At 36.2% G+C, this 13,239-nt stretch carries 14 protein-coding genes; 7 read left to right on the top strand and 7 right to left on the bottom strand.

Annotated features, from left to right (window positions below):
• Positions 1-260: 260 nt before the first annotated feature.
• The 5 genes from BT156_RS12100 to BT156_RS12080 all read right to left on the bottom strand — a co-directional run bounded on the left by BT156_RS12100 (position 261) and on the right by BT156_RS12080 (position 6,023).
• A complete protein-coding gene (locus BT156_RS12100; protein WP_072410420.1) occupies positions 261-914 on the bottom strand; it encodes a response regulator transcription factor in 654 nt (217 codons plus the stop codon).
• Complete coding sequence (locus tag BT156_RS12095) at positions 911-3,007, bottom strand: tetratricopeptide repeat-containing sensor histidine kinase (RefSeq protein ID WP_083582337.1); 2,097 nt, start codon at positions 3,005-3,007, stop codon at positions 911-913. Before BT156_RS12095 ends, BT156_RS12100 begins: the two co-directional genes overlap by 4 nt.
• 540 nt (positions 3,008-3,547) lie before the next feature.
• Positions 3,548-3,934: a hypothetical protein gene (locus BT156_RS12090; RefSeq protein WP_139255462.1), complete on the bottom strand. Its 387-nt coding sequence runs from the start codon at positions 3,932-3,934 to the stop codon at positions 3,548-3,550.
• A 119-nt stretch (positions 3,935-4,053) separates the two neighbouring features.
• Positions 4,054-5,571 carry a hypothetical protein gene (locus BT156_RS12085; protein WP_072410414.1) on the bottom strand — a complete coding sequence of 506 codons (1,518 nt, stop codon included), beginning with the start codon at positions 5,569-5,571 and terminating at the stop codon, positions 4,054-4,056.
• A gap of 2 nt (positions 5,572-5,573) precedes the next feature.
• On the bottom strand, positions 5,574-6,023 hold the full coding sequence (locus BT156_RS12080; RefSeq protein WP_072410412.1) for a hypothetical protein: 450 nt from the start codon (positions 6,021-6,023) through the stop codon (positions 5,574-5,576).
• Between the two features lie 386 nt (positions 6,024-6,409).
• Here BT156_RS12080 and BT156_RS12070 point away from each other — a divergent pair, with 386 nt between their 5' ends.
• The 7 genes from BT156_RS12070 (at position 6,410) to BT156_RS12040 (ending at position 12,591) form a co-directional block, all read left to right on the top strand.
• On the top strand, positions 6,410-7,825 hold the full coding sequence (locus BT156_RS12070; RefSeq protein ID WP_072410408.1) for a type IV secretory system conjugative DNA transfer family protein: 1,416 nt from the start codon (positions 6,410-6,412) through the stop codon (positions 7,823-7,825).
• A 12-nt stretch (positions 7,826-7,837) separates the two neighbouring features.
• A complete protein-coding gene (locus BT156_RS12065; protein ID WP_072410406.1) occupies positions 7,838-8,251 on the top strand; it encodes a hypothetical protein in 414 nt (137 codons plus the stop codon).
• Positions 8,252-8,286: 35 nt separating this feature from the next.
• Positions 8,287-8,601 carry a DUF2958 domain-containing protein gene (locus tag BT156_RS12060; RefSeq protein ID WP_170857305.1) on the top strand — a complete coding sequence of 105 codons (315 nt, stop codon included), beginning with the start codon at positions 8,287-8,289 and terminating at the stop codon, positions 8,599-8,601.
• A 14-nt stretch (positions 8,602-8,615) separates the two neighbouring features.
• Positions 8,616-9,248 carry a hypothetical protein gene (locus tag BT156_RS12055; RefSeq protein ID WP_072410402.1) on the top strand — a complete coding sequence of 211 codons (633 nt, stop codon included), beginning with the start codon at positions 8,616-8,618 and terminating at the stop codon, positions 9,246-9,248.
• A gap of 12 nt (positions 9,249-9,260) precedes the next feature.
• The gene (locus BT156_RS12050; protein ID WP_072410400.1) at positions 9,261-9,719 is read left to right on the top strand and encodes a TraB/GumN family protein; all 459 of its coding nucleotides are present in this window, start codon (positions 9,261-9,263) and stop codon (positions 9,717-9,719) included.
• A 73-nt stretch (positions 9,720-9,792) separates the two neighbouring features.
• Positions 9,793-10,644, top strand: a complete 852-nt coding sequence (locus tag BT156_RS12045; protein WP_072410398.1) for a relaxase/mobilization nuclease domain-containing protein — start codon at positions 9,793-9,795, stop codon at positions 10,642-10,644.
• A 420-nt stretch (positions 10,645-11,064) separates the two neighbouring features.
• Complete coding sequence (locus BT156_RS12040) at positions 11,065-12,591, top strand: recombinase family protein (RefSeq protein ID WP_072410397.1); 1,527 nt, start codon at positions 11,065-11,067, stop codon at positions 12,589-12,591.
• A 57-nt stretch (positions 12,592-12,648) separates the two neighbouring features.
• On the opposite strand, the gene BT156_RS12035 is transcribed toward BT156_RS12040, so the two are convergent.
• Both BT156_RS12035 and BT156_RS12030 read right to left on the bottom strand, forming a co-directional pair.
• Positions 12,649-12,825, bottom strand: coding sequence for a histone H1 (locus BT156_RS12035; RefSeq protein ID WP_072410396.1), 177 nt, complete (start codon positions 12,823-12,825; stop codon positions 12,649-12,651).
• A gap of 100 nt (positions 12,826-12,925) precedes the next feature.
• Positions 12,926-13,239, bottom strand: a 314-nt coding sequence (locus tag BT156_RS12030; protein ID WP_139255461.1) for an ISAs1 family transposase, incomplete at its 5' end; no start/stop codon positions are given.

Below are 13,239 nucleotides of genomic sequence, written 5' to 3'. Positions count from 1 at the left end.
AATAGGACTCTTTTTTAAAATTCATGTGATTCATAGCATTTCTTGCGATTATTATTACATTATCTCTTGTTGTAAAGAATGTTTCGACATTTTCCAACAACTTTTTTGTTTAATACAGTAATCGTAGTAGCAAATCTTTTTTCAAAAATAGAACGTTCTCCAATCCCGCCAATGTGGTTTTCCCACGTTTTTTTGTTTTTTTTCAAAAGCAAAACCGCCTCTCTGTAGAGAAGCGGTTGGATATTTTTTGGAAAGAAAGTTTAAATCAAACCCTTTTCACGGGCTATGGCAATGAGTTGTTCATTATTTCTCGGAGGTACTCCCAGTTTGATCATCAACATACTTTTGCGGTCTTCTATTGCCCGTGACGATAACGGAACATGATTTTCTATATCTTTAATCTTAACACCCCGTGCAATACAGCTCAGTATTTTCAAGTCGTAATCGTCAAATTGCAGATGGTCTTTTCTGAGCAGTAATTCCACTTTACTGCTGTAATAGGTTCCGCCTGATAAAACGATTTCAACCGCACGGCATATCTGGGCACTTCTGAATTCTTCTTTAAGAAGTAAGGCATCAGGATTTACTTTGTCTATAATATATCTGATACGTTCCGGCTGATTGTATTGGGTAGGAATAACAATCTTCAATTCAGTAAATTTCTTTTTAAGTTCCAATGCTAGCCCTTCACCGGATTCGATTTTCTTAGATTCACTTCTCGGAAGATGAATGTCCACAAACGCCATATCAAAAGGGAGCAACTGAGGTTGTCTTTCAGCTTTCTCCAAGGCTTCGTCTATACTTTGAGCTTCTGTAAAAATAAATTCCTGTGACATCAGTTCCAATACACCCCGATAGGCTTCAAGGGTAATCAAATGGTCATCTACCAGTAAAATACGATATTGCTGTTTCATGTAATGGGAATTTTTATAGTGATCGTGGTTCCTTTATTTCTTACGGACTGAAGTTCTACTATTCCTCCCAATTCTTCTGTACGTTTCTTCATTCCGGGAAGCCCCATTCCTGTGGTGGCATTGTCCATCCCTATTCCGTTATCCGAAATGGTAAGGAAAACGGTATTTTCTTTTGACCGGATTTCTATGATAGATTTAGTAGCTTCTGAATGTTCGGTGATATTCCGCACCCCTTGCTGGATAATATAATAGAAAGCAAGTTTGATCCGATTGGATATAGTATCCCAATTGATGGATTCATCAATAAAAAATGAAAATGCTGTTTTTTCTGTAAGTTGGCTACCGGCAAGTTCTCTGATAAGTAAAGGATAAGAAACCTCGGTAACCTGCTGTTCATTCATATCATGGACAATACTGTGGAGTTCCTGAAGAATGGCATCTACATTTTCTACCGCAGGGTCTAGTTTCTTCTTTATCTCTAAAGGTGATGAAACGGCAATGGTATCCAGTTTTAACATCAGTCCGGATAATTTTCCGGCAATGCTGTCGTGCAGGTCGTTAGAGATTCTTTCCTGCTCAAGGTACTTGGCTTTTTCCGAGACTTCCTGTTGCCTGATCAATAATTCCATAATTTCCTTTTCTGCATTTTGCTCTTTCTGCTTCTGCTCCATTCTGGAATATTGAATATATCCTGTTCCTGCCAAGGCAATGACTCCAAATAACCCGATGGCAATGTAGAGATATTTCTTTCTTTTCTCCGTAAGTAACTGCTGCTCTTTATTTTGTAAACGAAGGCTTTTATTTTCTTTTTCTTTTTGACCGGAGGCATAACGGATATCGGCAAATTTTTCTTCGGTCTGCATTTCTTTGTCGTATACTTTTTGCTGAAGTTGGATGTACTGGTTGCCGTAGTCTAATGCTTTGGAACTGTTGCCGGAACTTTCGGCATTGTCACGCAGAATCTTCAATGCTAATAATGAATTACGAAAAGTTCCCATTTGATAGGAACTTTTAAATGCTTTTTCGGCAAAGGCATCTGACATTTTGTAATCATGATGATAACGGTAATATTCTGCCAAATGCAGGTGGCTCATGACGGCTCCCTCATGGTTTTGAACTGATTCCCTTAATTTCAATGCTTTAGAATATTCAGCCAATACTTCTGAATTTTTATTTTGTAAAAAATGCAAGTGGGCTCTATTATCAATAATACGAGCGTATTCTTCAGGGTATTTTTCTAATTCAGATTGTGGATGCTTAAATGCCTGAACAAAATATTTTTCAGCATTTCGATAGTCCTTATGATCCTTGTAAGTAGTTGCTATGTTATTAAGACTTTGTATGGTCAGTTCTTTATTTCCTGATTCCAAACGAAGAGCTAACGATTTTTTATAGTATAGTATCGATTGGTTAAGGTTTCCCAAATGATCGTAAATAATGCCCAGATCATTATAAATACCGTGTAAAAAATCAGGTTTTTGTTCTTTTAATAATTCCAAAGATCGAAACAGACTTTCTTTAGCTTTTGTATGGTTTTGGACATTTTTCTCCAAAATTGCCATCCTAAAAAGGGTTTTGGCGATTCTCAGTGTGTCTTTCGCTTTAGAATACAATTCGTAGGCTCTATGATAATTTTCGTACGCCAGACTGCTGCTTTCATTTTGGTCATAGTAATAACTTCCGACATAGATATAAACCTTACCTTCTAAAGCCGGATCTTTAAGTTCTTTTGCATAAAATATAGCTTTACGGCAATGGAAAAGTAAAGAATCTTCTTTTTTATTTTCATAATTTTTTTCCATCTGCCCAAAATGATTTTCATAATTATTGAGCAATTCTCCCTTATTTTGAGAAAATCCAAAGAAACTAACGAAAATAAAAAGTAAAGTAAAGAATTTCATCATTGTTGTATAAAGATATGAAAAATCATAAATATAAAAAGAGACTGCATTTATTGCAGTCTCCGGTTTATCGTTATAATAATTTAACGTAACTTTCAAATCTTCTGAATCAATCCTTGGGTGGGGGATTGCTACTTCCTTTATCACCTGTATCACTATCCAGTGATAATACATACTCGATCGGATGATCATTCTGCTGGTTTTGCTCTTCCTCTTCACAGGATACCAGACTTAGTAATAATAATGATACTGCACTCAGTATCGTAATGGTCTTTCTCATTTTGACACATTTTAAAATTTAACAATATTTAAAAGTGTCAGGCCTGACTGTGAGAAGTATGTCGGCTATTGTAATTCAGGTGGCTTTCTCAAGGCCGGCTTTTTTACAATATTTTTCATACTTTTTAAGATCTTAAATCCGGCTCGTCAGCCGGTGGAAATTTCTATTACAAAGTGACGGAATATTAATAAGGGCGTCATTGACTTTAAATGGAAATGATGTGGAACTTTGTGTCCGGAATCAAAGAATGAAAATTCCTAAAAGTGAATATGAGGACACTGAAAAAGTGTTTAGCTTTTTACTGTCAGATTAAATCAAAATGTATTCAACTTATATCTGAAATTTAAAAAAATGTAAGGGGTTTTGAAAAGTTGATGAGGTTTTGACAGAAATTTTTTTGGTTTTGAAAAATTGATGTGTAAATACACATCAATTTAAAAACATTCACAACATCAGTAACTTACCGTTACACTGTTCTCTGCATACATTCTCAGCAGAAGCAGGTCTTCCAAAACTTCCTTTTTTACGGTCCATCCTTCGGTACTGTTGTCATACCAAAGTTCACAACCTTTAGATCTCTCGATATTGATTTTACCGATTTGTACAGATTCTCTCTTCATTGTACCATTTTCATCTTTCTCAATGAGAAACTCCAAAGACTTTACTGTTTCAGGATTTACCGTTACAGACCTGTTGACAGGAACTGCTCCTTCTCTTATAAGAGAGCGGATAACCCTGTTCACATCAATACAGACTATAAATTTAGGTTTCGGATAGATTTCTCCCGTTGAGTCCAATAACTCTTTAACACCTCCGAAGATGAAGGTGTTAACACTCATTTTTGTTTTCATTTTATTTTAGGAATTTCTTCGGTACAGAACGGCTACCGAATTGCCACACCATAATTTTTATGGTGCAGCAGCACTATAATGATTTTGTGTGAATTGTCAAGAGTAACTTATTCAACGATATTTTTTGTATTTATAAAACCAACAAATTTATTGTCGTTCCCTATTTGGTTTACCGTTACGGATAAGTTTTGTACTGCTTTCAGAAAATCGTTCACATCAATACTTTTTAGGAAAGCGTGAACCGCCTGCTCATTCAACTGAATAGTAGGGTTAAGATATAATGACCTGAAAAAAGTTTCGCTCTCACTCATTTTCCAGTCCTGTTTCTGCATCAGATAGGCAATCTTGGTGATCGACCGTGTCAGGTCAATCTGATAATTGATTAAGGCATCCTGACGGGAAGCATTTTCTTTTCTGATGTGGGTCGGAACAACTCCAAACATCCGTCCCGAAGTCTCTTCCAATGTCCGGATGAAGGTTTTCTTATCAATATCGTCATCAGTAAAATAATACAGGGTTATACTTCTTGTAGTCTTATTCTTTACTTCAACACCAAGATTAAATCCGTTATACTTAGTGAAAAATGTTGAAAATGAATGTCCTATATCGGTTATTAAATGTTGGTGAGAACCTTTTAACTGATAAGTGTAATCAGGTGATAACATCCTGTATTTGATACATCCTGCACCGATTTGAACTTTTCCGTTCTCTCTCTTTTCATAATCCAACAATCTTTCTCTATCTTCTTTCAGAAAGGTCGAAATATTGGCATTTGCAAAATAAATGTTTCCCTGCAAATTTTCAAAATCAACATCAAAATGGGTGACCCCATCAAAGATACTGTGGTCTTCTCCTCCGATAAAATGCAAATGGCTTTTGACTTTTATGGCATTAAAAACAGTTTCATCACGAAAAGACACATTTTCGATTTCTGCACTGTGGAATGTTGTATTTGTAAATTCGGGATTGTAAATGATGCAGTCTTTCATATTGAATATATCAACGGTACATTCCACAAATTCAAATAGTCCTAATGTCTTTAAATTACTGAATTCTGTAAACTCAACAGAGTCGATGACACAATTCCGAAATGAGAAATCCATATAAACGGCAGGATTATGCACATAATGAAACGTCTGATTGAAGTTACATTCCTTGAACATCATAATGGGAACCTGGGTATCTTCACTCATACTTGCATGCATAAAGGTGATTGTTCCTTCAAAATGGCAGTTGGAAAAATGAAATGCAGAAGAAAACATACAGTGCGTAAAACTCAAATCTCCTTTTATAGTTATGTTTTCGGCAAATATCATCTGATGAAAAATTCCGTTTTCAATTTCTGCATCCGATAATAATTCCAAATAATCAATCTGATGTTTTCCTTTTCCGGCTATAAAGTAAAAATCCTGAAATTTGAGATCGCTATTTTTCTCTGTCAAAGTGTTTTTCAATACCATCAGCCATTGTACAAAATCTTGATCTCCCTTCCATTCAATGTCGGTACTGTGGAAAATACATAATCCGTCTTTATCGAATGGCAGATGATCAACGATTTTGTTAAAAGAGCAGTTTTGCTTGTCTGCAGGTAGTGATTCGTAATCCTGATAGCGGTGTTTGCACATAGTTATAAATATACAGTATCGGCATTCATATTCCAAATATTGGTATTGCCTTCACCTTGCTGATTGTTGTTATAAGTAATTTTGGAGCTTTTATCTTCCGGTTCTTCTGATTCTTTCTTGTTTTTGTTTATAGAGGAAAAATCAGCGAAACTCTCATATTCTAAATACTTTGCCAACAGGTTCAAAGTTTTTAAATCGGGGGTATATTTTTTTCTTTCCTTAGTTTCATCTTCTGCCTTATCCTCCTTGTTAAACTGTTTCAAAAGCTCAGGCGGTAAAAATTCCTGAAATCCCCGCTTGATTGTTTTGGAGCTAACTACATCGTGCTTTAAATGGGCGTATTTTTCAGTGATAGCCTTAGCTACAAATGAAGAAAGCTGCCCTAATTCCTCAGCTGATTTTATTATAGACGCAGCTGATTCAAATACTTTCTGATATAATAATTTTTCCATAGTCTTACTATTGTTCTGTAAAATCCGGACATACATTTCCGGTATAATTCCCGATGAATGAAACCACGCTCTCATTGAATAATAGGAATTTTGTTCTGAAGAAAAATACAATGCTTTTATGTGGATCACTTCGGAACAGGTCAAAAGTAAAAAGATTCCCAAAATAAACAATGTGGTTTTCCCACATATAAACAATAAAAATAGTAAAAATTATAAAATCAAATCATTATGAATCCAACATTTCAATTACTCATGAGCGTTATCGGAAAATTGATCGTCTCAATCCTAAGATTCGTCTTAGCCGTCATTTACTCGGGCTTCAAGTTCGTGAACACCATCTGTGAATTCTTTATCAGTCTTATCGATGAAATTTTAAACCGCTTACAATGATTAAAAATTTCCTTTTAAAACAAATTAAAAAGCAGATCAGCGAAAGTTCTCCGATAGGGAAACAGTTCGTAGAAAACGTTTGGGAAAAAGACCACAGCTTAAAAGCATCGTTCGGTAAGCCTTCCTCGCTCATTTCGCCTCACGAAAAAGGATTCTGCATTGATGGGAAGAACTTCATTTCCATCGCCAAGAGCCGAGAAAATTATCTCGTGGTAGCACCCAGCGGCAAAGGGAAAAGTCAGGTTTCCGTATTTCCGTTTCTATTAAATGCCAAAGGAAAATTTTCGATTATTGTCAACGATCCCAGTGGAGAGCTGAGCCAAACAATATCTTACTTAGAATCAGTTGGCTATCGCTGTTCTGTTCTGGATTTTGGTAAGAAAACGGGAGTTTATTTCAATGTTTTGGATGGATGCAAAAATAATCTGACCCAAATGAGAAAGGTGGCAAAGACTTTAGTTTCTGCCACCACTCACGAAAAAGAGGATTTCTTTACCATATCGGCAGAGGATTGCATTGTTCTGTTTATTCAATATCTGACAGAATCTGAGCCTTCAGAATACTTGAATCTCGCTAACGTCTACCGCTTGATTTTAGAATACCAAGCCAGCCCGAATACCATTGAAAACTTAGTCGCTACCAAAGGAACTGAAGGCGTTTTCAGAAAATTCCGCGCACTTGCCGGGACCTCTGAAAATACGAGAAAATCAATCGTAGCTTCAGCTCTTGCTGCGCTGTCTTTTGTAGGAGAAGATCCTACACTTTGCGATATCACTTCAAGAACAACCATTCGTTTTGAGAATTTTAGACATCAGCCTCATGCATTGTTTGTACAAGTCCCTGTGGGCGATACAAAATTTTACGCTCCTATCGTTTCTATGCTATTCCAATCCTTTTATCGTTATAGCTTCAATAACCTTCCATCAAATAACGAACTAGATATCTTTTGTATTCTTGACGAATTCGACACTTTAACGGCGATAAGTGACTATTCTGCCATTATCTCCAACGCCCGAAAATTTAAAATTCCACAACAAATCATTCTCCAGTCCGAAGCATTGTTAAGCAAGTATGGCGAAAATTCTAAAAACATTCTCAACAATTGTAACGTAAAATGCTACTACGGCGGGCTTGGAGAAGAATCTTACCAATTGGAACGTATTCTCGGAAGTTACGAATATGACAAAGAAACCGGACACTCAAAACAAAGACCGCTCATGGCAGCCTCGGAAGTACGTGAGATGAAGGATCAAATACTGGTTATTCCGTCAGGAGACAAACCTTTGAAAGTTTCAGTTACTCCGGCATATAAACAGCCTGAACTGGTCAGGAAATTAAATATGCGTTCCCAAAATCCTCAGCCTGTAGAAAACTTTACCGTAAGCTACATAGACCTTACTCCTTACCGATAATACGACTACAAAATGCAAAGCGAACAATATGAAGTAAGAATAATCCTGCTGGATTATCTGACATCCAATACAAGACAAGATTTTAAGAGAAGATTACGGCTGAAATACTCTGAAAAGCAGTGCGAAATATTAATGGAAAAATTGGACTCATTCTCCTCGAACTGCAACAAGAATTCATTACTGCTTTCCTTCCCCTATATCTGGGATAAAATAAAAGAAGAAGCAATTTCAATGACACGCGATGAGGCGGCGGAACTCCTGTGGAATAAAGGATACCAAAAATTGGGACTTTCAAAAAAGCAGCTAGGAGAAATCTGTTTCAGCTGGTTGGTGGTTGAAAAGAAGTTTTTGGAATTCAAAAAAGAACAATTGCTGGAAACATCAAAAAATAAACAACAGAATAACAATTTAGAACACGAACGATAATTTTTAATAACCCAAATACAATCACAATGAAATTAATGACAAAAGAACTCGAAAAACGCTTTGCTGAGGTTGGTGACCAATCACAAAGCTCAAATCCTTTAATTATTGCTAAGTTTTTTGCTCCTTCACATTCTGCTACTTGGTATGCCACGGAATTAGATGTTGAGAATTCTATTTGCTTCGGCTACGTTACGGGTCTAGCATTCGATGAGTGGGGAACATTTTCAATTACCGAACTAGAAAGTCTACAACTTCCTTTTGGACTACACGTTGAACGTGACCGATTTTTCAAAGAAATCCGTTTCAAAGAACTGATTAAGGAACAAGATATTGATTTGGAACATTATTAACAAAAAATATAATTATGGGAACACGAAATCTTACGATGGTTATATACAACAACGAAACCAAAATTGCAAACTATGGGCAGTGGGACGGCTTTCCTGAGGGCAACGGTCTCACAATCCTTTCTTTTTTAAATGAAAAAGAAAATATAGAAAAACTCAAAGAAATTCTACCAAAAATACGGTTTGAAAACGATCAGGATATCAAAGAAAAATCTGAATTTTCAAAATCTATCGGTGCAAGAGAAGGATGGGTAAATATGGATCAGACAGAGCTTTATGACAAGAAATATCCCCTGGATTCCCGAAATCTTGGCGGAGCAATACTGGATAAATTACTGGAGTATCAAAACGAATCTGAAATCGTATTGATTGATTCTGAAAAATTTGCAGCGGACAGCATATGGTGTCAGTGGGCATATGTCGTGGACTTGGATAAAAACACCCTCGAAGTGTATGGTGGATTGAATGAATCCGGAATTAGTCAAAAGGATAGATTTTTTCACCTACATAATCCTAAAGATCGAATCCGTCCGGTTAAAATTATAAAAACGTTTTCACTCGATAGGCTTCCCGATGCCGAAAAGTTTATTTCTGAATGCAATAAAGAGCAGAACAGAAATATCTCCAAAGATAAAGACTTAGAACCGTAATTGTAAAATCTCATGCAACCCGAACCGTGGACATATAAAACTTTGCACGATTATCTGGACGACCTCTTCAGAAACAAAAACCCTGATAATGAAGAGATTATTCAGGCAAAGACAACGTACAGGCGATGTTATAACACACGGCTCAAGCAGTTACAGAGAGAAAAGTTCAAAGAAATTATCGTCATACTTTCCAAAGAAGAGTTGGAGCTGCTCAAGCGAAAATTAGAGCCTCAACAGTCGGTAAGTGACTATATCAAAAAATTGATAGTGGCTTATCTTGATAATAATCTGACTACGCTTAATCCGCAGAATAATCAGAAAAAAGACCTAACCCAAATAGAACAGCAGCTTTTCAACCTCATTGATTACCTCGAAAGTTTGATCTACCAAAGGCGTTTTGTAGACAACAATCAAATTGGAAAACTGGAACAACAGCTTGAGCAATTACAGCAAAAGCTTGAATCAATGTAACAATTCATCGGTTTGTTCATGTATCAATGCAAAAGTCTGCAACCTAAAATCTAAAACCCTGTTACCTGAAATAATGATTATCAAAAGTAAATCTTATAAAACTACCCGAACTTTTACAACGGTCTTGAACTATATCTTTCGTGAAAACGAGAAAGATAACGGATTTGAACTTACGAAATTCATTAAAGGTAAAAATCTATCTGTAGAAGAATTAAGCCGGCAATTCCTGTCCAATGAAGCATTTAGAATGACCAAACGCAAAAATTCCGTAGTCCTATATATGGATATACTGTCATTTCATCCAAGAGACTCTGAACGATTGACCAACGACAAACTTCATCAGATCACACTCAAATATCTTTCTTTGCGTGCTCCAAAATCCATTGCCATAGCTACCGTTCATAAAAATGAAAAAGACCATACGCATTTACACATTGTTTTTAGTGGCGTGGAATATAAAACAGGAAAATCCATCCGTATTTCCAAGGAAGATTTTAAAAATAAGGTAAAGCTCGAAATGGAAAAATACCAACAGGAAGTATTCCCCGAACTCTTGCTTTCAAAAATAAACCACGAAAAATCACGATCCCCTCAAAAGCAACACATCAAAGAAGCTGAAAAATTTTTGGAAGCCAATGGCGAGGTTTCGGAAAAGCAAAATCTTTTGAAACTACTTGAAGAAGTTTTTACAACTGCATCCTCAGAAAAAGATTTTTATCAAAAATTAGAATCAAAGAACATAAAACTCTATTCCCGAAACGGGAAAATTATAGGTGTCGAAGGTAAGCGAAAATTCAGGTTTTCACGCCTCGGTTATACCCCCGAATTGTTACAGTCATTAGAGCAAAATCCAACCCAAAACCGGCGTACGGAATGGCTCCAAAAAACAAGAGAAAAAAGCAAAGAAAAAGAACGAAAATGGTAAGAATAACAACGCCCAAAATCAGACAAAAAATTAACAATAAACAAGAAGGGGGCTTGGGGGATTTCCCCCAACAGGAGGGCAATATGAGGGGAAGCAACGAAGTGCTGACCGTCATATTGCAATCCTGCAGTCCGTAGCCGGACAGGCAGGATTCCCAAGAGTATTGCCCTATTCCACCCCACTATTTTCCATAAGCTAAAGTTCTCTTAAAGTTTGAAAAGTTACTTTTTAATGCCCAAATAAAGTGTTAAGTTTCATGAAAGTTCCACCCCGAAATACAGCCCAAAATGAAGCGAAAAAACAGCCCGTTTTTTCGGAGAAAATGATGGGCGAAATTCGGATGAAGCTTTGGCAGTTTTCGGAGATAGAATTTCTGATTCATAAAGAAAAAAATCTCAAAATAAAAAATAAAATACACTGATGGAAAACGTTATTATTTACACAAGGGTTTCTACAGCTGAACAAAAAAATCATGGCTATAGTCTTCGCCATCAGAAAGAGCAGCTCGAAAATTATTGTATGCAAAAAGGTTTGAGAATTATTGCTCACTATGAGGAAGACCACTCCGCAAAAAACTTTTCCGCAAGACCGGAGTTTCAGAAAATGCTTCGGTTTATTCAATCCAATAAAAACAAAGTCGATGCGCTTTTGTTTACCAAATGGGATCGATTTTCACGAAATACAGAGGCTTCATACAGTATGATCAGAAAATTGCGGGAAATAGACATCGAAGTGAATTCTATTGATCAGCCTCTTGATCTTACCCAACCCGATTCTAAAGTCCTCCTTGCGATTTATTTAACAATTCCGGAGGTGGAAAATTTGAAGATAAGCCTCAGAGTCAAGGACGGCGTGCGTAAAGCCAATAAAGAAGGTGCTTATACTACCACAGCTCCAAAAGGGTACTTAAATACCCGGAATTCGGAAGGAAAAGCAACACTTATGCCTGATCCTGTCACGGCTCCTATTGTAGAAGCAATATTCAGGGATTACGGAACAGGATTGTATTCGGCAGAAGAGGTTCGGGAAAAATACAGTAAGAAACTGAAAATATCCCGAAACGGTTTTTTCTGTTTGTTAAAGAACCCAGCCTATATGGGAAAGATTCTGATAAAAGCTACGAAAAAAGAGGATGAAATGCTGGTGGAAGGATTGCATCCCGCACTTGTAGATTCAGAGACTTTTGAAAGGGTTCAATTGATACTGAAAGGTAAATACAAGCCAAAATTCAGAACTATTACCGAAATTGATGAAGCCCTACCCCTTCGAGGTTTTCTGATATGTCCCAAATGCGGAAAAACACTCACGGGAAGCGGGAGTAAAGGTCGTGGTGGCAGGAATACTTTTTACTATTATCACTGTACACGTTATTGTGGGGCAAGAGAGAAAGCCAGAAATGTGAATGCTCTTTTTGAGCAACTTTTATCAGAAATGAGGATTGAAGAGGATCAGGAAACGGTGTACAAATCAATATTGGCAGAAAAATTTTCTGAACAATATGAGGATAAGCAAACCACCATCAATTCGCTTCATCGGGAACGGGATAATCTACAAAAACGTATTGAAATGGCAGAGGACTCATTCTTTGAACGCCAGATCGATGCTCCTACTTTCAATTCGATGAAACAGAGAATTGATAATCGTTTGATGGAGATAAAATCAGTACTCAAGGCACTTCAGGTTAAAGAACGTTACTTCGATAAACATCTTCGGGAAGGTGTTTCTTTCTTACAAGGTATCGATACCATTTATCGTGAGGGTTCCGCAGAAATTAAAAAGAAAATTGTTCAGGCTCTATTCTGTGAAAAACTAGTATATCACGAAAATTATTTTTCTACACCGGTAATTGAAGATACCATTGAAATGATTCTTTTTAGAGAAAGGAGGTTGAGACTGCTCAGAATAATGGATATACAACAGGTTGAGGAGGAACTTATTGTGCATTAAAAATCCTTGCTATTAATAACAAGGATTTAACATCAAGAGAAAAAATGGATTACATTTTTATTTTTTACTTTCCTCAACGGAAATTTTTCTGAATTCTTTGAACAGCTTGCTCAACTCCAAAGCTGATTTTCTTGCTCTTGTTCCGGCCGCTTTGTTTCCTTTTTCTGATTGTAGCTCAGCTTCATTAGAGAAAGCTTCAAATTCTGCGTTGATCTTTTCGATAAGTTCTTTCATTGTGTAATTGAATTATTAATTAAAATAGAATTGCAAATATAAAAGATAATGTGAATTCCGGTATCAAATGCAATACAATTTTGAACCCAGACCAAACGCATTAAAAATTTAGCATTTCAATGAGATAATCTAAATTCCAAGCTGCCATTTTTCTCATTCTTTTGATGCTTATTTTCTTGTTTTTAAGTTGTTTTTCTTGCAATAATTTTAACACTAATTTTAGTATAATTGAGAAGTTTTCGGCTATATTATTGTTCCGTTTACGGCTTTCATCTTCTTTTAAAATCACATCTAAACTCCAATGTAATTTATTTTCAATTAGCCAATGATTTCTGGTATGTTTTAAAAATATTTCAGGCGTATTCAATTGACTACTAATGTAATATCGTTTATCTTTTGTTTCTTTATTTTTAC

Origin of the sequence: Chryseobacterium limigenitum (assembly GCF_900114875.1) — a bacterium.
Taxonomy (GTDB): Bacteria; Bacteroidota; Bacteroidia; order Flavobacteriales; family Weeksellaceae; genus Chryseobacterium; species Chryseobacterium limigenitum.
This window is presented reverse-complemented; position numbering and strand designations above follow the sequence as displayed.

What these genes read in the sequence shown, in the direction of transcription:
- BT156_RS12100 (WP_072410420.1), bottom strand. Translation starts at nt 914, where the DNA reads ATGAAACAGCAATATCGTATTTTACTGGTAGATGACCATTTGATTACC.
- BT156_RS12095 (WP_083582337.1), bottom strand. Translation starts at nt 3,007, where the DNA reads ATGATCATCCGATCGAGTATGTATTATCACTGGATAGTGATACAGGTG.
- BT156_RS12090 (WP_139255462.1), bottom strand. Translation starts at nt 3,934, where the DNA reads ATGAGTGTTAACACCTTCATCTTCGGAGGTGTTAAAGAGTTATTGGAC.
- BT156_RS12085 (WP_072410414.1), bottom strand. Translation starts at nt 5,571, where the DNA reads ATGTGCAAACACCGCTATCAGGATTACGAATCACTACCTGCAGACAAG.
- BT156_RS12080 (WP_072410412.1), bottom strand. Translation starts at nt 6,023, where the DNA reads ATGGAAAAATTATTATATCAGAAAGTATTTGAATCAGCTGCGTCTATA.
- BT156_RS12070 (WP_072410408.1), top strand. Translation starts at nt 6,410, where the DNA reads ATGATTAAAAATTTCCTTTTAAAACAAATTAAAAAGCAGATCAGCGAA.
- BT156_RS12065 (WP_072410406.1), top strand. Translation starts at nt 7,838, where the DNA reads ATGCAAAGCGAACAATATGAAGTAAGAATAATCCTGCTGGATTATCTG.
- BT156_RS12060 (WP_170857305.1), top strand. Translation starts at nt 8,287, where the DNA reads ATGACAAAAGAACTCGAAAAACGCTTTGCTGAGGTTGGTGACCAATCA.
- BT156_RS12055 (WP_072410402.1), top strand. Translation starts at nt 8,616, where the DNA reads ATGGGAACACGAAATCTTACGATGGTTATATACAACAACGAAACCAAA.
- BT156_RS12050 (WP_072410400.1), top strand. Translation starts at nt 9,261, where the DNA reads ATGCAACCCGAACCGTGGACATATAAAACTTTGCACGATTATCTGGAC.
- BT156_RS12045 (WP_072410398.1), top strand. Translation starts at nt 9,793, where the DNA reads ATGATTATCAAAAGTAAATCTTATAAAACTACCCGAACTTTTACAACG.
- BT156_RS12040 (WP_072410397.1), top strand. Translation starts at nt 11,065, where the DNA reads ATGGAAAACGTTATTATTTACACAAGGGTTTCTACAGCTGAACAAAAA.
- BT156_RS12035 (WP_072410396.1), bottom strand. Translation starts at nt 12,825, where the DNA reads ATGAAAGAACTTATCGAAAAGATCAACGCAGAATTTGAAGCTTTCTCT.